This window comes from Skermanella pratensis (genome assembly GCF_008843145.1).
Taxonomy (GTDB): Bacteria; Pseudomonadota; Alphaproteobacteria; order Azospirillales; family Azospirillaceae; genus Skermanella; species Skermanella pratensis.
Genome location: NZ_CP030265.1, coordinates 3,759,855 through 3,779,087 on the forward strand (window position 1 = coordinate 3,759,855; position 19,233 = coordinate 3,779,087).

At 67.2% G+C, this 19,233-nt stretch carries 21 protein-coding genes; 13 read left to right on the forward strand and 8 right to left on the reverse strand.

Features of this window, described 5'->3' with window-relative positions:
- The 4 genes from DPR14_RS17210 to DPR14_RS17225 are packed head-to-tail and all read left to right on the forward strand — an operon-like array spanning position 1 to position 4,768.
- Positions 1 to 1,278, forward strand: coding sequence for an alpha-hydroxy acid oxidase (locus DPR14_RS17210; protein WP_158046251.1), 1,278 nt, complete (start codon positions 1 to 3; stop codon positions 1,276 to 1,278).
- Complete coding sequence (locus tag DPR14_RS17215; protein WP_158046252.1) at positions 1,275 to 2,180, forward strand: NAD(P)-dependent oxidoreductase; 906 nt, start codon at positions 1,275 to 1,277, stop codon at positions 2,178 to 2,180. Before DPR14_RS17210 ends, DPR14_RS17215 begins: the two co-directional genes overlap by 4 nt.
- 31 nt (positions 2,181 to 2,211) lie before the next feature.
- Entirely contained in the window at positions 2,212 to 3,141 is a 930-nt protein-coding gene (locus DPR14_RS17220; RefSeq protein ID WP_158046253.1) for a dihydrodipicolinate synthase family protein, read from the forward strand.
- A gap of 46 nt (positions 3,142 to 3,187) precedes the next feature.
- Entirely contained in the window at positions 3,188 to 4,768 is a 1,581-nt protein-coding gene (locus DPR14_RS17225; protein ID WP_158046254.1) for an aldehyde dehydrogenase (NADP(+)), read from the forward strand.
- Between the two features lie 64 nt (positions 4,769 to 4,832).
- On the opposite strand, the gene DPR14_RS17230 is transcribed toward DPR14_RS17225, so the two are convergent.
- Entirely contained in the window at positions 4,833 to 5,867 is a 1,035-nt protein-coding gene (locus DPR14_RS17230; protein WP_158046255.1) for an ABC transporter substrate-binding protein, read from the reverse strand.
- A 218-nt stretch (positions 5,868 to 6,085) separates the two neighbouring features.
- Between DPR14_RS17230 and DPR14_RS17235 the strand changes: the two genes are divergently transcribed.
- From DPR14_RS17235 to DPR14_RS17260, 6 genes are all read left to right on the forward strand, one after another.
- Entirely contained in the window at positions 6,086 to 7,138 is a 1,053-nt protein-coding gene (locus DPR14_RS17235; protein ID WP_211103802.1) for a TAXI family TRAP transporter solute-binding subunit, read from the forward strand.
- A 59-nt stretch (positions 7,139 to 7,197) separates the two neighbouring features.
- Positions 7,198 to 7,764: a hypothetical protein gene (locus DPR14_RS17240; protein ID WP_158046256.1), complete on the forward strand. Its 567-nt coding sequence runs from the start codon at positions 7,198 to 7,200 to the stop codon at positions 7,762 to 7,764.
- Positions 7,765 to 7,855: 91 nt separating this feature from the next.
- The gene (locus DPR14_RS17245) at positions 7,856 to 8,836 is read left to right on the forward strand and encodes a S1C family serine protease (RefSeq protein ID WP_158046257.1); all 981 of its coding nucleotides are present in this window, start codon (positions 7,856 to 7,858) and stop codon (positions 8,834 to 8,836) included.
- An 82-nt stretch (positions 8,837 to 8,918) separates the two neighbouring features.
- Positions 8,919 to 9,674 carry a (Fe-S)-binding protein gene (locus DPR14_RS17250; RefSeq protein WP_158046258.1) on the forward strand — a complete coding sequence of 252 codons (756 nt, stop codon included), beginning with the start codon at positions 8,919 to 8,921 and terminating at the stop codon, positions 9,672 to 9,674.
- Positions 9,658 to 11,058 (forward strand): LutB/LldF family L-lactate oxidation iron-sulfur protein, encoded by a 1,401-nt coding sequence (locus tag DPR14_RS17255; RefSeq protein ID WP_158046259.1) that lies wholly within the window; start codon positions 9,658 to 9,660, stop codon positions 11,056 to 11,058. The genes DPR14_RS17250 and DPR14_RS17255 overlap by 17 nt, the downstream gene beginning before the upstream one ends.
- Positions 11,055 to 11,669, forward strand: a complete 615-nt coding sequence (locus tag DPR14_RS17260; RefSeq protein WP_158046260.1) for a LutC/YkgG family protein — start codon at positions 11,055 to 11,057, stop codon at positions 11,667 to 11,669. Before DPR14_RS17255 ends, DPR14_RS17260 begins: the two co-directional genes overlap by 4 nt.
- Positions 11,670 to 11,726: 57 nt before the next feature.
- On the opposite strand, the gene DPR14_RS17265 is transcribed toward DPR14_RS17260, so the two are convergent.
- The 3 genes from DPR14_RS17265 to DPR14_RS17275 all read right to left on the reverse strand — a co-directional run bounded on the left by DPR14_RS17265 (position 11,727) and on the right by DPR14_RS17275 (position 14,160).
- Positions 11,727 to 13,184, reverse strand: a complete 1,458-nt coding sequence (locus DPR14_RS17265) for an adenylate/guanylate cyclase domain-containing protein (protein WP_158046261.1) — start codon at positions 13,182 to 13,184, stop codon at positions 11,727 to 11,729.
- Positions 13,185 to 13,336: 152 nt separating this feature from the next.
- On the reverse strand, positions 13,337 to 13,870 hold the full coding sequence (locus DPR14_RS17270) for a DUF697 domain-containing protein (RefSeq protein ID WP_158046262.1): 534 nt from the start codon (positions 13,868 to 13,870) through the stop codon (positions 13,337 to 13,339).
- On the reverse strand, positions 13,870 to 14,160 hold the full coding sequence (locus DPR14_RS17275; protein WP_158046263.1) for a hypothetical protein: 291 nt from the start codon (positions 14,158 to 14,160) through the stop codon (positions 13,870 to 13,872). Before DPR14_RS17275 ends, DPR14_RS17270 begins: the two co-directional genes overlap by 1 nt.
- Positions 14,161 to 14,297: 137 nt before the next feature.
- Here DPR14_RS17275 and DPR14_RS17280 point away from each other — a divergent pair, with 137 nt between their 5' ends.
- Positions 14,298 to 14,624, forward strand: a complete 327-nt coding sequence (locus DPR14_RS17280; RefSeq protein WP_158046264.1) for a hypothetical protein — start codon at positions 14,298 to 14,300, stop codon at positions 14,622 to 14,624.
- An 18-nt stretch (positions 14,625 to 14,642) separates the two neighbouring features.
- Here the strand turns inward: DPR14_RS17280 and wrbA are convergent, their stop codons facing one another.
- On the reverse strand, positions 14,643 to 15,323 hold the full coding sequence (gene wrbA, locus DPR14_RS17285) for an NAD(P)H:quinone oxidoreductase (RefSeq protein WP_158046265.1): 681 nt from the start codon (positions 15,321 to 15,323) through the stop codon (positions 14,643 to 14,645).
- Between the two features lie 238 nt (positions 15,324 to 15,561).
- Between wrbA and DPR14_RS17290 the strand changes: the two genes are divergently transcribed.
- The gene (locus DPR14_RS17290; protein ID WP_158046266.1) at positions 15,562 to 15,798 is read left to right on the forward strand and encodes a hypothetical protein; all 237 of its coding nucleotides are present in this window, start codon (positions 15,562 to 15,564) and stop codon (positions 15,796 to 15,798) included.
- 38 nt (positions 15,799 to 15,836) lie between these two features.
- On the opposite strand, the gene DPR14_RS17295 is transcribed toward DPR14_RS17290, so the two are convergent.
- Together DPR14_RS17295 and DPR14_RS17300 are read right to left on the reverse strand one after the other, a co-directional pair.
- Entirely contained in the window at positions 15,837 to 16,034 is a 198-nt protein-coding gene (locus DPR14_RS17295) for a hypothetical protein (RefSeq protein WP_158046267.1), read from the reverse strand.
- A gap of 67 nt (positions 16,035 to 16,101) precedes the next feature.
- Complete coding sequence (locus DPR14_RS17300; protein ID WP_158046268.1) at positions 16,102 to 16,950, reverse strand: phytanoyl-CoA dioxygenase family protein; 849 nt, start codon at positions 16,948 to 16,950, stop codon at positions 16,102 to 16,104.
- Between the two features lie 660 nt (positions 16,951 to 17,610).
- Here DPR14_RS17300 and DPR14_RS17305 point away from each other — a divergent pair.
- The gene (locus tag DPR14_RS17305) at positions 17,611 to 18,603 is read left to right on the forward strand and encodes an MBL fold metallo-hydrolase (protein WP_158046269.1); all 993 of its coding nucleotides are present in this window, start codon (positions 17,611 to 17,613) and stop codon (positions 18,601 to 18,603) included.
- A gap of 45 nt (positions 18,604 to 18,648) precedes the next feature.
- Here the strand turns inward: DPR14_RS17305 and DPR14_RS17310 are convergent, their stop codons facing one another.
- Entirely contained in the window at positions 18,649 to 19,215 is a 567-nt protein-coding gene (locus DPR14_RS17310) for a hypothetical protein (protein WP_158046270.1), read from the reverse strand.
- Positions 19,216 to 19,233: the final 18 nt, after the last annotated feature.

The window sequence follows — 19,233 nt, forward strand, 5'->3', positions numbered from 1 at the left end:
ATGAAAAGGCGGCTTTACCAGGGAACCGACTTCCGGCGCGCGCAGAATATCGACGAGCTGCGCGCCGTCGCCCGCAGGCGCGTTCCCAACTTCTGCTTCGAGTATGTCGAGGGCGGATCGGACGACGAGGTAACCCTGCGGCGCAACCGCTCGGTCTTCGAGGAGATCGCCTTCGTGCCGCGGACCCTGGTGGACGTCTCGGCCCGGGGCCAGGCGGTCGACCTGTTCGGCAAGCCGTCGGCGGCGCCCTTCATGATCGGTCCGACGGGCTTCAGCGGCCTGCTCGCCAAGGAAGGCGACCTGGCGCTCGCCCGCGCCGCCGCCGCGGCCGGCATCCCCTTCATCCTCAGCAACGCCTCGACCATGCGGCTGGAGGAGGTGACGGAACGGGCCGGCGGGCGCGTGTGGATGCAGCTCTACCTGTACCGGACGCGCGCCTTCGCGGCCAAGCTGGTGGAGCGGGCCAAGGCGGCCGGCCTGGAAGCGCTGGTGGTCACCACGGACAGCGCGATCTTCGGCAACCGCGAATGGGACCGGCGCAACTATGCCCGGCCCCTGAAGCTGAACCTGCGCAACACCCTCGACGTGGCGCTCCATCCGCGCTGGATCCTCGACGTGCTGGTGCCGAACGGCGTGCCGCGCTTCGCCAACCTGGGCGACCTGCTGCCGCCCGGACAGGACAGCGTGCGCGGGGCGGCCACCGCCATCGCCAAGGAGCTGGACCCGTCGCTCAACTGGACGGACATACGGTGGCTGCGCGACCTGTGGCCGGGCAAGCTGATCGTCAAGGGCGTCATGACGGTCGAGGACGCCGCCCTGGCGGCGGAGTGCGGGGCCGACGGCATCGTGCTGTCCAACCATGGCGGCCGGCAGCTGGACGGGGCCGTCTCGACCATGGAGGTCCTGCCGGAGGTGGCGTCCGAGGTGGGCGGCCGGCTGGCGGTGATGCTGGACGGCGGCTTCCGCCGGGGTTCCGACATCGTCAAGGCGCGGGCGCTGGGAGCTGACGCCGTGCTGCTCGGCCGCGCCACGACATACGGCCTCGCTGCCGGCGGCGAGGCGGGGGTCGCCCACGCGATCGACATCCTGAAGACCGAGGTGGACCGGGTGGTCGGCCTGCTCGGCTGCGCCGACCTGTCGCAACTCGACACCAGCTTCCTGCGCTGGCCGGGCCGTCCGATACCGCCGGCCCGGAACGTCGAGCCCAGGCGCGGCATCCCGACCCCGGTCGCGGGGCAGGCAACGAATTCCAATCAGAAGAGGGAGGCCCAGATATGAGCAAGACAACACGGGTCGGCTTCATCGGTCTCGGGCTGATGGGCACGGGGATCGCGCGGAACATCCTGCGCAAGGGTTTCCCCGTCACCGTCCTGGCCCACCGCAACCGCCAGCCCCTGGAAGAGCTGCTGGCCGAAGGCGCCGCCGAGGCGGCGAGTGCCGCCGAACTGGCGCGCAATTCGGACGTGGTGATCGTCTGCGTCACCGGGACGCCCCAGGTCCGCGACGTCCTGTTCCGGGAAGGCGGCCTGCTGGAAGGCGTGCACGCCGGCCTGACCGTGATCGACAGCAGCACGGGCGATCCCGAGTTCGCCGCCGAGGCCGAGGCGGCCGTCACGGCGCGCGGCGGCCGATTCATGGATGCTCCCGTCAACCGGACGCCCAAGGAGGCGGCGGAAGGCCGGCTCAACGTGCTGGCCGGCGGCGATGCCGCGACGCTGGAGGACGTGCGCCCGGTGCTCGAAACCTATTCCGAGACCATCCACCATGTCGGGCCGCTGGGATCGGGATATCGCGCGAAGCTGATCCACAACTTCATCGCCCAGGGCACCGCCGTCCTGCTCGCCGAGGCGTTCTGCACCGCCGCCAAGGTCGGGCTGGACCTGGAGGCGTTCGCAGATCTCTGCCGGCTCAGCGGCGCGCACAGCCGCACCTTCGACCGGATCGTTCCCTTCGTCCTGGAAGGCGACGATTCCGGACAGAAGTTCACCCTGCGGAACGCCGTGAAGGACATGCGGTCCTATACCCGCCTGGCCGAGTCCGCGCCCGCCACGGCCTTTGCGGCGCAGGCCGTCCACCAGACCTACGTTCTTGCCACCAACCTGGGGCATGGCGACAAATATGTGCCTCATCTGTTCGATGTACTTGGGCAGATGAACGGAGTGACCGTCCGGGCCCGTTGAGGGCCGGACCCATCGACAAGGACCCGCAATCATGACAGCACAAGGACAGCCGCGCTTCCGAGGCGTTTTTCCGGTGGCGCCGACGGTGTTCACGGACTCGGGCGACCTGGACCTGGACGGCCAGCGCCGGTGCATCGACTTCATGATCGACGCCGGCTCCCACGGCATCTGCATCCTGGCCAACTTCTCCGAGCAGTTCGTGCTGACCGATGCGGAGCGGGAGCGTGTCCAGGACGCCGTCCTAGAGCATGTCGCCGGCCGCGTGCCGATCATCGTGACGACGACCCATTTCGGCACGTCCATCTGCGCCGAGCGCAGCCGGCGCGCCCAGGAGGCGGGAGCGGCCATGGTCATGATCATGCCGCCCTACCATGGCGCCACGTTTCGGGTGCCGGAGGAATCGATCTTCCAATTCTACCAGCGCGTGTCCGAAGCGATCGACATCCCGATCATGGTCCAGGACGCGCCGGTGGCCGGAACACCGCTTTCCGCGGCATTTCTCGCCCGGATGGCTCGCGAAATCGAAAACGTTTCCTATTTCAAGGTCGAGGTCCCGCAGGCCGCCGCCAAGCTCCGCACCCTGATCGAGCTGGGCGGCGACGCGATCGAGGGGCCTTGGGACGGCGAGGAGGCGATCACGCTGCTCGCCGATCTCGATGCGGGTGCGACCGGCGCCATGACGGGCGGGGGCTATCCGGACGGCATCCGGCAGATCATGGATCCGTACGAAGCCGGACGCCGCGAGGAAGCGGTCGAAGCCTATGGCCGCTGGCTGCCGCTGATCAACTACGAGAACCGCCAGGCCGGCCTGATCGCGGCCAAGGTTCTCATGAAGGAAGGCGGCGTCATCAAGTCCGAAGCGGTCCGCCACCCGCTTCAGCCGTTGCACCCGAAAACCCGCGCCGGGCTGATCGAAACCGCCCGGCGTCTCGATCCGCTCGTCCTCCGCTGGGCACGCTGAGGACGGACGGGGTCCCGAGAAACGGTTCCAGAGGAGTTAGTCGAACATGAAGATCACCGGTGACATGCTGATCGGCGCCAAGTCCGTGCGCGGTCGCGAAACCACGTTCTATGCGGTGAACCCCAGCAGCGGGGAGAAGATGGAGCCGGCCTTCGGCGGCGGCGGCGAAGCCGAGGTCCGCCAGGCCTGCGAGTTGGCCTGGGCCGCCTTCGACACCTATCGGGAAACCGGCCTGGAAGCCCGCGCGACCTTCCTGGAGACCGTGGCCCAGAAGATCATGGACCTGGGTGACGAACTGGTCGAGCGGGCCTCCGCCGAAAGCGGCCTGCCGCGCGGCCGGATCGAAGGCGAACGCGGCCGCACCGTCGGCCAGCTCCGCCTGTTCGCCGGGGTCGTCCGCGAGGGCGGCTGGATCGAGGCCCGGATCGACCCCGCCCTGCCCGAGCGCAAGCCCCTGCCGCGCCCCGACCAGCGCCAGCGCCACATCCCGCTCGGCCCGGTCGCCGTCTTCGGGGCCAGCAACTTCCCGCTCGCCTTCTCGGTCGCGGGCGGAGACACCGCCTCGGCGCTGGCCGCGGGCTGCCCGGTGATCGTCAAGGCCCACTCGGCCCATCCCGGCACGTCGGAACTGGTCGGCCGGGCCGTCCAGGCGGCGGTCGCGGAGTGCGGGCTGCCGGAAGGCGTCTTCTCCATGGTGTTCGGCGCCGGCAACTCGGTCGGCACCGCCTTGGTCTCGGATTGGCGGATCAAGGCCGTGGGCTTCACCGGATCGCGCCGGGGCGGCATGGCCCTGGTGAGCGTCGCGGCGGCGCGCCGCGAGCCGATCCCGGTCTATGCCGAGATGAGCAGCATCAACCCGGTGTTCCTGATGCCGGCGGCGCTGTCATCGCGTGCCGAGGCGCTGGGCAAGGGCTATGTCGCCTCGCTCAACCTGGGCGCCGGCCAGTTCTGCACCAACCCCGGCATCGTGCTGGCGCTGGATGGCCCGGACCTCGACCGTTTCCTGGAAACGGCCAAGGCGGAAGTGGGCAACAGCGCAGCCTCGACCATGCTGACGCCCGGCATCTTCGCCGCCTATGACGAGGGCGTGCGGAAGCTTTCGGGCAATTCGAAGGTTCGCCCGCTGGCCCGCGGCCAGGCCTGCGCCGGCCCGAACCAGTGCCAGACCGCCGTGTTCGAGACCGACGCCGCCAGCTTCCTGTCCGAGACGGACCTTCAGGAAGAGGTGTTCGGCGCCTCCTCCCTGGTGATCCGCTGCCCGGACATGGAGGCGGTGCGCACCGTCGCGGAGCATCTGGAAGGCCAGCTGACCGCCACGGTCCAGGCCGACGAGGGCGATCTCGACGCCGCCCGGACGCTGCTGCCGGTCCTGGAGCGCAAGGCGGGCCGCGTGCTGTTCAACGGCTGGCCGACCGGCGTGGACGTCAGCCACGCCATGGTCCATGGCGGCCCCTTCCCGTCCACTGCGGACGGCCGCAGCACCTCGGTCGGGACGCTGGCGATCCGGCGCTTCCTGCGCCCGGTCTGCTACCAGGACGTTCCGGCCGGCCTGCTGCCGGAAGCTTTGAAGGACGGCAACCCGCTGAACCTGTGGCGCCGCGTCGACGGCGAGATGGCCCGCGACTGAGGCTGCTATTCGGCCTGGCGCATGACGCAGGGGGAGGTGCCGGTCGGCACCTCCCCTTCTCTTTTCATCCGGCCTTCGGGACCGCGTCGTAGAAGCTGTAGTCGAACAGTTCGTCCAGGTTGACCGGCTTCACCTGGGTGCCCAGGGTCTGCTGGAAGTCCTGGAGCACGGCCGTGGCTTCACGGATGACATGGGGGTCGGCGACCAGGTTGGTGCTGGGGGACCGCAGCGCCTTGTCGATGATCCGCGGTTCCACCAGCCCCTTGCCGACGAAGGCGGTGACGTGGTCGGCCGCCCGGTCCTGCCGGGTTCGGGCGAAGTCGGTCGCGCGGACGTGAAGTTCGACCAGCGTCGCGACGGCGTCCCGGTGGGCGGAGATGACGGTCTCGCGCACCGCCAGCACGGCGCCCGGCTGGCGCGGCAGCATGGCGCTCGCCTGGGCGACGATGCGGGCCGTCGGGTCGCGTTCCTGCACGATCGTCAGGATCGGCTCCAGTATCGAGGCGCCCTCGACCGCACCGGCGAGCAGGGCCTGCTGCACCTGGTCCTCGCCGACGCCGACGATCTCGACATGCCCGGGATCGGCCTGGGCGACGCGGTTCAGGTAATATCGCAGAACCGTGTCCGGCACCGACCCCGTCGGCAGCGTGGCGATCTTGGCCGGGCGCCCCGCCCGCTCGTAGAAATCCTTGAATCCCTCCGCAGCCGAGGGCGCCGCCGCCATCATTTCCGCGAAGGGGCCGCGGCCGATCAGCGCCACCTGATCGATGATGTTCGACGCGAGCACCTTGATGTCGATGCCCCGCGAGCGGGCGACCATGGCGGGCCCGATCCCGACATAGGCCACGTCCAGGCTGCCGGACGCCAGGGCTTGGACCATGGCGGGACCCGACGAGAACTGGGTCAGTTCCAGCTTGAGGCCCGCCTTTCCGGTCCAGCCCTCCCCTTCCATCACGAAGAGCTGGGTCATGGGAATGATGGGGATGTAGCCCACCCTCAACGTCACCGGTGCCGACATGGCGGCGACGGGCAGCAGGGACGCCGCGGCTGCGATGCCTGTGAGGTGGACGAACCGGCGGCGGGACAAGGCGATCGACATGGGCGGGCGCTCCGGAAGGTTATGCTTTTCTCCGACCTTAGCATTCCGGGGCCACGGAATCGTGGGGCATCCCTGGTACCGACCCTGGCCGATCGTCAGAGGTGCCACGATGCACCCCTCCCTATCCTGCCCTATCGATCATAATCGGAATTGCCTTTCCCTTATGCGGGGACGGCTGCTCTCCTGGGGCAGTCTCCCCCGATACGGACACCGTCCTGATGCTGAATACCGGTAAATCCCTACTGATCGCGGCCAGATTTGCCGTTGCCGTCGCGACCGGCATGCTCGTCCCGCAGGAAGCCATGGCGCAGCAGCCGCGGGAAACCCCCGGGACGGCGGCGGCCCCCCTCCGCAAGGGAGGGCAGTCCCCGGCGGAGCGGATCAACGCCTGGACCGTCGGCCTGGCCGGCGGGCAGCTGGAAGGGGCGCCGCTCCGTCTGGCGTCGGAGATCGCGCGCATCGTGGACGATGGCGACAATGCCCATGTCCTGCCGATCGTCACGCGGGGCCCGACCGAGAACGTGAACTCCCTCCTCTATCTCCGGGGGGTGGACATGGCCATCATCAACACGGATGTGATCGAGGAATACAAGGCCCAGGTGCCGAACATCCAGCAGCAGATCACCTACGTGCTGAACCTGTTTCCCTCGGAACTGCATGTGTTCGTGCGGCCGGAAATCCAGTCGCTCGACGACCTCAAGGGCAAGAAGGTCAACTTCAACACCCTCGGCACCGCGGCAGCCTATTCGGGACCGCTGATATTCACGCGGCTGGGCCTCGACGTCGACAAGACGTTCATTCCCCACCCGGTGGCGCTGGAGCAGATGCGCAACGGCACCGGCGACATGGCCGCGGTCGTTTTCATCACCTCCAAGCCGGTCGATGCCTTCCTCAAGGGCCGATGGGAGCCGGGATTCAAGTTCATGCCGGTCGAGTACGACAGGAAATTCGAGGATTACTATCTTCCGTCGCGGCTGGAGCCGTCCGACTATCCGAGCCTGATCCCCGAAGGCAGCCAGATCACGACCATAGCCGTCCCGACCTTCCTGGCCGCCTACAACTGGCCGCGAAGCTCCGACCGCTATCGGCGGATGGCCCGCTTCGTCGACCACCTGTTCAGCCGCATGCCGACCCTTCAGGGTCCGGGGTTCGATCCGAAGTGGAAGAACGTCAACCTTGCGTCCAGGGTGCCCGGGCTGGAGCGCTACCGCGCAGCGCAGGAATGGCTGGACAAGTCCGGACCGGCCCAGGAAAGCAGCCTGCCGCGATGACGACCCCGCCTGCCGACAGAAAATTCCCGCGGTCCGCCGGTCCGGATCGACGGAAGAGATTGGGGCATTGCATCCTGGCGGCGGCCTTGCTGCTGTCCGCCATCGGGCCGGCATCGGCGCAGACCGCCGCCGATACCCCCCGGACGGGGGCCGCCGACTGGGTCATCAGCGAAACCGCCTCCCCCGTGGACTACAGCCGGCAGGTCAGCGCCACCCTGCTTTCCGCGGAATCCTCCGGAGGGCGCGAGATGTCTTTCGCCATGCATTGCAGGCAGGGGAAGACCGAGCTGCTGCTCGGAGTCCCCGATTTCGCACGCTATCCCGCGGGCACCGCCCTGGTGCTGGAATTCCTGGCGCTGAACCAGGAGGCGGTCCGGGACCAAACGGTGGAGCGCCGCTGGGTCCAGCATCGCGGCCAGGAGCGGCGATGGAACGAACTGGGCGGAACCACGGACGTGTCGCTGCGCGGCGAAGCCGTCACATTCCTCAAGCAGCTGCCGGACGGAGGCCGGCTGTTCGTGCGGGCGAAGGACAGGCAGGGCATCCTGCATGAAGCCGAATTCGATCTCGCGGGGTTCGGTGCCGTCCGCGAAAAATTCGCCGCCGCCTGCGGCTGGCCCGCCTGATTGTCCCTTCTCCCTGTTCGAAGGACCGACCGGACCTTATCTACCGGTGTGGACCACGTTCATACAGGGTTCTCTCGAAGGAGGCTTTCCGATGCCATCATCCGATGACTGGCAGATCCCCCCCGAATTCCAGCCGGATCCCGGTGCGGTAGCCTTTGATTTGGATCGCGTCCTGTCATCGGTGGTGTCCCTGCGGGCAAGTGTTCCCGCCGATGCCTTCACCGCCGAAACCTTGGGGACGCAGCGGGCGGGCCAGGGTGCCGTGATCCGCGAGGACGGCCTGGTGCTGACCATCGGCTACCTGATCGCCGAGGCCGAGGAGATATGGCTCACGACCAATGGCGGCCGCGCCGTCAAGGGACATGTCCTTGCCTACGACTACGACAGCGGTTTCGGCATCGTCCAGGCGCTGTCGCCGCTGGGCGTGCCGGCTCTGTCCCTGGGGAACTCCCGCCTTGCGACGGTCGGCGAGCATGTGGTGGTCGGCGGGGCCGGCGGCCGGGTTCACTCCCTGGAGGCGCGGGTGGCGGCGCGGCAGGAGTTCGCCGGTTACTGGGAATACCTGCTCGACGACGCCATCTTCACGGTACCCGCGCACCCGAACTGGGGCGGCACGGCGCTTCTCGGAGCGCAGGGCGAACTGCTCGGCATCGGGTCTCTCCAGTTGCAGTCCCGTGACCCCGGCGGGCGCCTCGTTCCGCTCAACATGAGCGTGCCGATCGACCTGCTGAAGCCGATCTTGGACGATCTTCTGAGGCTCGGCCGCTCCAGCGGACCCTCCCGGCCCTGGCTCGGGCTCTACGCCACCGAGGACGAGCGCGACCGCGTCGTCCTGGCCGGACTGGCGGGCGACGGCCCGGCGCGGCGGGCGGAGCTTCGCGCCGGCGACATCATGTGCGCCATCGCGGGCAAGCCGATCCAGTCGCTCGCCGGGTTCTACCGGTCCCTGTGGTCGCTCGGCCCCGCGGGAATCGACGTGCCTCTCACCGTGGAGCGCGAAGGCGACGTGTTCGATCTCCGCGTCGGCTCCGCCGACCGCAGCCGCTTCCTGAAGCCCAATCGGCTGCATTGACGGGGGCGATGACGGAAAGGCGGCGTAACGGCCGGCCGGTTCAGGTGTTCACATCATACGACTACCCGGATCGGAGCCGCCCGTGCGCGTCGCGCTGTTCATCACCTGCTACAATGACACCCTGTTCCCGCAGACCGGCATCGCCACCGTCCGCCTGCTGGAGCGGCTGGGCCATACCGTCGAGTTCCCGGAGGATCAGACCTGCTGCGGTCAGATGCACTCCAACACGGGCTATGGCGACGAGGCCATCCCGCTGATCAGGCGTTTCGTCAAGTCGTTCCGGGATGCCGAGGTGATCGTCTCGCCCTCGTCGTCCTGCGTTTCGAACATCCGCACCGCCTGGCTCCGCACCCTGGCCGACACCGGCGACGAGGCTTTGAAGCGCGATGTGGCCGAGCTGGTGCCGCGGGTGTTCGAGCTGTCGCAGTTCCTGGTCGAGCGGCTCGGGATCGACGACGTCGGGGCCTATTATCCCCGCCGCGTCACCTACCACCCGACCTGCAACTCGCTGCGCGCCCTGAAAGTCGGGGAAGCGCCGATGAGGCTGCTCGCCAAGGTGCGCGGCCTCGACCTCGTGGAGCTGCCGGACGCGCTGGAATGCTGCGGCTTCGGCGGCACCTTCGCGGTCAAGAACGAGGACACCTCGGTCGCCATGCTGTCGGACAAGATGCGGTCGGTGCTGGGCACCCGGGCGGAGATCTGCACCGCCCTGGACAGTTCGTGCCTGATGCATATCGGCGGCGGGCTGCACCGGCTGCGCAGCGGCGTGCGGACCGTCCATCTGGCGGAAATCCTGGCTTCAACGGAAAAGGACTTCATCCATGGCGAGCGCCGCTGAGCCGCACACCTTCCCGCAGCTGGCGAAGCGCGCGGTCGCCGACACCCAGCTCCGGCGCAACATCGGCAACGCCACCCAGACGATCCGCACCAAGCGCGCCGCCGTGGTCGCCGAAGTGCAGGACTGGGAGGAGCTGCGCGAGGCCGGCCGCTCCCTGAAGGAGCACACGCTGCGCAACCTGGACCGTTACCTGGTCCAGCTGGAGGAGGCGGTGACCAAGGCCGGCGGGCAGGTCCACTGGGCGCGCGACGGTGCCGAGGCCACGCGCATCGTCACCGAGATCGCCAACCGCCACTCCGTCAAGGAGGTGATCAAGGTCAAGTCGATCACGACCGAGGAGATCAAGCTGAACGAGGCGCTGGAGGCGGCCGGCATCCGGCCGTTCGAGACCGACCTTGCCGAGCTGATCATCCAGCTGGGCGACGACGTCTCCTCCCATATCCTGGTGCCCGCGATCCACCGCAACCGGGCGGAAATCCGCGAACTGTTCATGCGGAAACTGGGACTGGCCGAGCTGTCGGACCGCCCGTCCGACCTGACCGCCGCGGCGCGCACATATCTGCGCGAGAAGTTCCTGACCGTGCCCATGGCGGTCAGCGGAGCCAATTTCGGCATCTGCGACACGGGCACGATCTGCGTCGTGGAGTCGGAGGGGAACGGGCGCATGTGCCTGACGCTGCCCAAGGTCCTGGTCAGCGTGATGGGGATCGAGAAGCTGGTCCCGACCTGGGAGGACATGGAAGTCTTCCTCCAGCTCCTGCCGCGCTCCTCCACCGGCGAGCGGATGAACCCCTACAACTCGCTGTGGACCGGTGTCACGCCGGGGGATGGCCCGCAGGAATTCCACCTCGTGCTGCTCGACAACCGCCGCACCGACGTGCTGGCCGACAGGACCGGGCGGCAGACGCTCAACTGCATCCGGTGCAGCGCGTGCCTGAACGTCTGCCCCGTCTATGCCCGGACGGGCGGCCATGCCTATCATTCCGAGTACCAGGGGCCGATCGGCGCGATCCTGACGCCCCAGCTCCACGGGATGGACGAGGCGGCCTCGCTCCCCTTCGCCTCGACGCTGTGCGGCGCCTGCTACGAGGTCTGCCCGGTCAAGATCAACATCCCCGAGGTGCTGGTGCATCTGCGCACCCGCGCGGTCGCCCGAAGCGGATTCAACATGGAGAAGCTGGCCATGGGGGCCGCGATCCGGATGTTCGACAATCCCGGCCTGCTGGAGACGGCGCAGAAGATCGCGCGGGTGGCGCAGCGGCCGTTCGTCAGCGACGGCTACATCACGGGCGGGCTGGGTCCGGTGCGCCAGTGGACCAGGGCCCGCGACCTGCCCGCCATCCCCGGCCAGAGTTTCCGCGACTGGTGGAGGACACGCCGGTGAGCGCCGCGCGCGAGGAGATCCTGGGCCGCATCAGGGGAGCCCTGGCCGGCGATCCCGCCGGGGAGGTCGCGGTCGCCCGCGGCTACCGGAAGACCTCCGACCTGTCGGGCGCCGCCCTGGCCGACCGCTTCGCCGAGCGGGCCGAGGCCTACAAGGCGACCGTGCGGCGGGTCGATGCCGCCGGGGCAACGGAGGCGATCCGGCGGCTTCAGGGGCGTTTCGTCGTGCCGTCCGATCTGGCGGAGTCCTGGCTGCCGGCCGATTTCGTGCGGGATGATGGAAACCTGAGCCACCGCGAGCTGGACGCCGTCGTCGGCGTGGTCACCGGCTGTGCCATCGCCATCGCCGAGACAGGGACCATCGTGCTGGATGCCGGGGCGGAACAGGGGCGCCGGGCGATCACCCTGCTGCCCGATTTCCATGTCTGCATCGTTCCGGTCGAACGGATCGTCGGGTCGGTGCCCGAAGCCATCGGGGCGCTGCGCGGCTCCCTGCCCCGCCCCTTGACCTTCATGTCGGGACCGTCGGCGACCTCGGACATCGAACTGAACCGGGTCGAAGGCGTCCACGGTCCGCGCCGGCTGGAGATCCTGATCGTCGGAGAAGCCTGACGGTCCGGCACGCCGGTTCTGATGAGTCGGTTGTCGGCCGGAGCCGGGCTGACGGGGTCAGCTACCTGTTGTCTGGCGCCGCTCGCCTCCCGCCACCCGGAAGACCGGCATCTCCAGGTTGACGCCCTTCAACTGGGCCATTCGGCGTTCGACGGCGAAGGGTTCCAGCAGTTCCCCGACGCCGGGATAGTCATGGACGTCCCCGGTCAGGTAAATCTCCTCTGCCTGGGCAAGGCTCTGCACCCGCGCCGCGATGTTCACCGCCTGGCCGAAGTAATCGAGCTGGTTGTTCGACGTGACCGCGATCGACGCCCCCTTGTGCAGCCCGATCTTGAGGATCAGCGGCCGGTCGATATGGTCGCGGTTGAACCTGTCCATCTCGTCGAGCATGGCGACCGCGGCGCTGACCGCATCGCGCGGGTTCAGGAAGGCCGCCATGACGGCATCGCCGATGGTCTTGATCACGGTGCCGCCGTTGGCGACGGACACGTCCTGAATCCGGTCGAAATGCTGCTGCACCAGGGAAAAGGCGCTGAGGTCGCCGATCCTGTCGTACAGGGCCGTGGAACTCTTCAGGTCGGTGAACAGCAGGGTTATGTCCTTGACGCCGATCCCCTCTGTCGCCCGGATCAGTTCGGACCTGAACAGGGTGCGGAAGGTCTGCGTGGTCAGCAGCCGCTTGCCGGTGAGGAACGGCCTGAACCGGATATCCGGGTGGGAAAATCCCGGCGAAGTCAGGGTAAGGCCGAACAGGCGGCGCCGAGCCGAGGCGTTCCGGATCTCCAGCACGATCCTGCCGGGAGCTATCCGGCCCGATGCCGGCGCGCACGATCTGTCCTGATAGTTCAGGGTGAGCGGTCGCGGCGCGGGCGGCGCGTCCTTGGCGACGGTGAATTCGAAGCCGTCGTCGGCATCGAAGTCCCACCCCAGCAGGGTTCCCTCCTGCACGTCGATCTCGATCCGCTCGACCGCGTGCGGCGGTATGAAACGAACCTCCGGGGTCGCATCGGCGAAGTGGGCGATCCAGGGTTCCCCGTCCGGCGTCACGCCGTCGAGCGTGACGCGGCATTCGAAGCAGTAATCCCGTGCCGGCAGGCGGTCCGGATCATGGAACCTGATCCGGCGGACATTGGCGCAGACCGTGAAGGTGACGGTGATGTAGTCGTCCAGGACAGCTTCGTAATCGGTACGGCACAGGGCGCAGCGATAGTGTTTTTCGAGCGTGCGCAGGCTGCCGAAGCTCTCGACGATGCAGGCGCACATCGGGCAGACCAGGAGCCAGTCCATCTCGAACAGGCCGAGCGAGGACGCGTGAAGGAACAGGTCGATGGCTTCCCGCTCGGCGATGCCCCGTTCGGCGCCGAACGCCAGCGGGTTGATCCGGTAGAGGTCCCGGTCGTCCGCCGTCCGCAGGAATCCTTCGAGCTTCGACATGACCCGCGGGCTCCAGGCCCGCACCGTTTCAAGCGTTGCGAGGCGCTTGTCCAGTTCCGCCTCGTCGATCCCCGTCTTCATTGTTTCCCCCCTCGTTCGAACGATCGCCACCGAGGACTCTCTGCTTCCGCAAAGAACAAAACATGAACTTCATTCTACAGCACTGGTCCCGATGCACCAGTGCTCATTAGGGGCGGTGACCGGATCGGCTACCCCGGGATCGCGGATCATGATCAGGTGCCGGCCGGCGGCGCCTCCTTCATTCTCTGCTTCGCCTGGCGGTACTGTTCCTTGAACGCCGCCTTCAGGGCCTGCTTGCTTATCCGGCCGTCCTGCTTGAAATAGGCCTCGGCCGTGTGGCCCACCGCATAGGTCACGGCCCCGCACAGAACCGCGTCCGCCGCCATGGCCGGGATCGTCCCCAGGCCGGTGAGCTTGAGGGCGTCGTTGACGAACTTGCCGCCCGCGAGCAGCAGGCCGGTCGAAAGCCCCATTCCCCTCAGGATCTGAAACAGCAATCCCTTGGCCTTGGCCTTGTCCCACAGATGGCCGTAGGCCCGGCCGATGAACACGATCATCGTCATGTTGATCATCACGAGGGCGACCCAGGAGACGGCGGGCCATGCCCCCCAGAAGGCGGCCTGCGCGGTCGCGTGGTTGATGATCGCCGCGGCCCGTTCCTCCGGGGTCCGGGTATCGTCGTCGGCTTCCTCGAAGCTCTTGTCGATCTCCTCCGCCTTGGGTTCGGGCAGTTTCTCCGCGGCCATCACGCTCCCTCGGCTCCCGTGGAGGCCGGTTTGCGGCCGCCTGTCTCGTCGGCCACCTCGCTGATCGCCTCGGCCAGGGTTTCGAGCACGTCGGCGAGCTGGCCGGGCGGCAGTTCCTCGGCCTCCACCCCGGCGGCCTCCAGCATGCGGACCACTTCGTCGGGGTCGAGGTTACGGGTCAGAATCTCGAGGTGATCGCCGTCGAGCGATGCCAAGGCATCGCTCACGGCATCGCCGGCAACGCCGAAATGGCCTCGCAGGGTTTCGACCAATTGGTCGACATCGATCATCGCCATCTCCTGCTCATGGTCGGCTGGCCACCCCGGCGCTCCCGAGAAAGGAATTAGGGGCTGTACCAAAGTCGGTTGAAACAACATCAGGTTCGACATGTTGGCATGAGGAGAAATCGCAGATTATCCGGTGACCCATGACGGACCTTTTGCAGCCCGCCACGGCGGATGCCCCCTTCGATTGGAATTTCCCGGTTCGGCCGGGTTGGGGTAGCGGGACGGACACGCCTTCCCGTCCCGCGGATGACGGATATGCGCGATGCTGGCAGGCGGTCCTGGCGGATCTGCTGGACCAGGCGCTGACGGTGGACACCTTCATCGAGACGGCCCGGCAGGCGTTCGGCGAGGACTGTACCGTGGTCGCGCCCGGCGAAGGCATCTCGATGCAGCAATTCGTGCCGCCCCGGCGGATCATCATCACGAACATGGCGAATGACATGGTCACGGGAGCCGCCTGCTATTAGCCGGCTGCCGGCCAAAGATCAGGGCTGGCCGGCGGTCCCGCCGACCTCGTTCGCCGGGGTGTGCATGTCCGGGGCCACGGGACCGCCCTCGGCCGCCGTGCCGGAAAGCCTGGCGGCGATCTCGGCGACGTGCCGGCCCTGGAAGCGGGCTCCATCCAGCTCGTTCCGGCTGGGCTGACGCGACCCGTCGCCGCCGGCCAGGGTGCTGGCGCCATAGGGCGTTCCGCCGCTGACCTCGTCCAGCCGCGTCTGTCCGGGGAAGCTGTAGGGCAGTCCCACGATGATCATGCCGTGGTGCATCAGGTTGGTGATGATCGAGAACAGGGTGGTTTCCTGCCCGCCATGCTGGGAGGCGGTGCTGGTGAAGGCGCTGCCGACCTTGCCGACCAGCGCCCCCTTGACCCACAGGCCGCCGGTCTGGTCCCAGAAGTTCGCCATCTGGGACGTGATGCGGCCATAGCGGGTGGGCGTGCCGACGATGATGGCGTCGTATGCGCCGAGCTCGTCCGGGCTGGCAATGGGCGCTGCCTGGTCCAGCTTCATGTGGGCGGCGCGGGCGACGTCCTCGGGAACGAGTTCCGGCACCCGCTTGACGGCGACCTCCGTGCCCGGCACCGACCGGGCTCCCTCGGCAATGGCGTTCGCCATCTGCTCGACATGACCATAGCTCGAATAATACAGCACCAGCACTTTCGGCATCGACCAACACCCTCTCGAAGACAGCGGAACATGTCCGGCGCCGATCGGGGGCGACGCCGGCCTGCCGTGACAACCGCCGCTGTTTCTCTTTGTTCCTGATCGGGCACCGGGATGAAGGCGCCCCGAAAGGCCGACCTGCCGTCGAGACCATGCCGGACGCGGGTTGTTGAGAAGAACGAGCCTCGCGGGATCTCCTTGGCAGGAACCGATGGGGGAGGAAGCGATGGGGGAGGAAACGATGGAACGCAGGTTTGTCTGGCCGGCTGTCTGCTGCGTTGGTCTTGCCCTTGCAGCGATCGGATTGTTCTGGGTCTTCGGCGATCATGCGGGGGTAAGCCTGACCGCCGGCTGGGCGGCGGCACTTGCCGTCGCCGCCACGATGGCGCTCGGCATCGGTCTGATGGCGGTCATCTTCTATGGCCGGCGAAGCCGGCGCGACCAGGCGGTGGACCGGGGGAACCATAGGGACGACTGACCCGCCTCCGGGCGGGTCCGATCGTCGTCACGTGACCGTCAGTAGCGCCCCGGCGTGCCGCTGCCTCCTCCCATCTGATCTCCGCTCCCGCCATCTTGCCGGGTAGCGCCATAGGCCTTGATCTCGGCGTCGAGCTCCATGCGGCGGCGCCCCTGCGGGGAATCGTCCGGCGCGTCGCGAAGCTGCTGGAACTCCTGCATGGCCTTCTCGAACTCTTCGGTACTGCTGATCGGCATGTCTCGCTCCGGTTTCGGGTGTCCCTAGCCTCAACAGATATGGTGACGAAACGGCGAGACGATTTTTTCAGCCACTCACATAATGCGGCTCCGGGCGGCGGTGCAGATCCTCGTAATGGACGAGGACAGGCTCGCCGAGCGGGACCGGCCGGCCGTCGCGCCAAGTCCATTCGCCACGGTCGCAGTCCGCCGCACGGACATAGCCGTTGATGTAGAGCCGCCGGTCATGGCTGGACCGGTTGGCGGCCGACCCGTGGATCATGTACGGGTGCCACAGGCCGACGTCGCCCGGCTCCATCGCGAAATCGACCAGCTTGGCGGGGTCGAGGCCGTATCGCTCCAGCGCCTCCTCCGCGATGCCGGACCCCAGGATGCTCGCCCGCGGCATCAGGTCCAGGTCGCCGAGCAGGTGGCTGCCGGGATAAAGGCGCATGGCCCCGCTCTCGGCGGTATGCGGGTCCACGGCGAGGCCGGTCTGCACATAGGACCCTGACAGGTTCCGGTAAGCCTCGCGCGGGCGGCGGAACCGGCTGTCCTGGTGGAAGGCGTAATCGCCGCCGGCCGCCCCGGGCGGTTTCCAATGCAGTTGGTTGATGATCTGCTTGAGATCGCCCCCCAACAGCGGCTCGATCAGCCGAAACATCCTGTCGTCCTGACGGAATGCGTTCAGCACCGGGTCGCCGTAGGACGGCCACTGCACCATGCGGACCGTATGGCCCAGATTTCCGTCGTCGGCGACGCGGACGTGGAAATTGCCGTGGCGGAAACTGCTGGGGTGCTTCAGCCCGGCCTGGAACTGACGGTCGAAGGCTTCGGCCAGCGTCGCCACCTCCGTGGCGGTGAAGACGCCCCGCACGACGATGAACCCGTCACGGCGATAGGCATCCCGGATCTCGGATGCGGACGGCATAGGCATGGTCGGCGTCTCCGGTCAAAGGGCGGCATTCCTCGATTTCTCGCATTCCAGCGCTTTTTTCGTCAATCATCCCGCGTGGAGCCCCGACAGAGTACACCTCAAGCGCCGATCGTCCCCGGCTGCCCGGACCCGACATGGCACGCAGTGGCGATCTGGAGTTTCCTTGGGGAAACGGCATCCGTCCGGCTTCCGCCCCAAGTCCACATATCCGGCGACGAATTAATACTTATGCGCCGAAGAATGCGACTATACTTCGGGCAGCCGCGAGCATCTACTTGGATGCGGGCGGGGAACGTCGATGCTTGCTCTTCATGACTGCATATCCAGAATCCAATGATGTCGGTTGTCCGGATGCTCACCGCACAGATCGGCTACGCCGGGGCTGTTGCAGGTTCCGCCATCGGTCGGCCGCGCCCTTCGTTCGGCGGAGGTGAAGCGACAGGATGAAGCATTCGCCAGCGGGTCGGCGCGATGGCCGGGTCGGTCGCTCCCATGATCCTGAACCGGCTCGGCATGGTGACGATCCCGTTCTGCTGCGAGGATGAAATGATGGCGCACTGGGCAGAGGGAATTCGATGCGCCAGGGCCGCGATGCGGCGCCGCGTTCCCAGTTGCAGACAATCGATATCGGCGAAGGCAACAACGACAAGGGAGTAAGAAATGTCCAGGGATGGTTTGTTTCTGTCGCGCCGCGAGCTACTGATCGGAGCTTCCGCCGCAGGCGTCGTGGGAGGTCTGGCGGGGCCGCTCGGAGCGCCCGCCCTGGCCCGGGCGCCGATGCTCAACACCCAGGCGCCGTACTTCTATCGTTTCAAGCTCGGCGATGCCGAGGGGACCATTGTGTCGGACGGCACCCTGCCGCTGGGCGATCCGCGCAAGAACTTTGCCGGTCTCTCCGAAGAGGAGATCGGGAGCCAGCTTGCCGACAACTTCCTGCCGGACGACAACGCCGTGCTGGAGCAGAACGCGCTCGTGCTGAATACAGGTGACCGGCTCGTGCTGTTCGACACCGGCATGGGAAGCCTTCAGCTCTTCGGGCCGACCACGGGAAAGCTGATGAACAGCCTCCGGCAGGCCGGCATCGATCCCAAGGACATCGACGCCGTGGTGATGTCGCACGCCCATATCGACCATTGCGGCGGCTGCATGGCTGACGACGGCTCGCGGAATTTCCCGAATGCCCAGTACTATATCACCCAGGCCGATTACGAGTTCTGGACCAACGAGGCCAACGTCCCCGCCCAGTTCAAGGTCTTCCTGGACACAGCCGTCAAGAACCTCACACCCAACCGCGACCGGATAAGGTTCATCAAGGACGGTGAGGAGTTCCTGCCCGGCATCCATGCGATCCTGGCACCGGGGCACACCGTCGGGCACACGATCTTCATGATCAGTTCAGGCAACAGTTCGCTGTGCTACATCGCGGACCTGGCCCATCATCCGGTCCTGCTGCTGGAAAAGCCGCTGACCGAGTTCATGTACGACACCGACCCAAAGCAGTCGGCCCAGTCGCGCATGAAGATGCTGAGCATGCTGGCGGCGAACCGGACCCCGATCCTCGCATACCATTTCGCGTGGCCGGGCATCGGCCACGTCGCGAAGCAGGGCGAGGGTTTCCGCTACCATCCCCAGGGCATGAAAATGGAACTCTGACAGGCGGAATGCCGGCCAAGCTCGTCCTTGGCCGGCCCCTGCCGATCAGCCAAAGGCGTCCGACGACGGTGGAACGCCGAGAAGATCCACGAACTGCTGCTCGAACCAGTGCAAGGCGCCGTGCAGGCTCTTGCCCTCGCCACGGACTTCCGCCAGTCCGGTTTCCATGTTGTCGATCGCCTCCCCAAGCACGGTCGGAAGGTCGATCTCGGGGCCGAGTTCCCGGGCGAGCATGCCCAGTCCGCCGAACGACGCCATCTCTGCCGTGAGTGCCAGCGTGCTCAGGCCAGCGTAGAGGCTGGCCTCCGCATCCTTGAGCCCGCCGCCGGCATCCAGCCCGGCGATACCGCCGATGAGGTCGGCGTGGGCGGATACCAGGTCGGCCGGCGTCAGACCATCCGCGTCGGTGGCAAAACCTTCGATTGTCCGGTCATGCGTCTTGAACAGGTCGTCGAGGGCGTCGACCGGGATGCCGTCCTCTCCCGCATCGTTGAAAGGCCCGCCATAATCACCGTAGGACGGGATTTTGATCCCTCCCCGAGGGAACTCCTCCGACAGGTTCGGGCCGAACTTCGGATTGAACGTGATCGTCTTTTCCCAATCGATATGCATCGATAACCATCTCCGGGT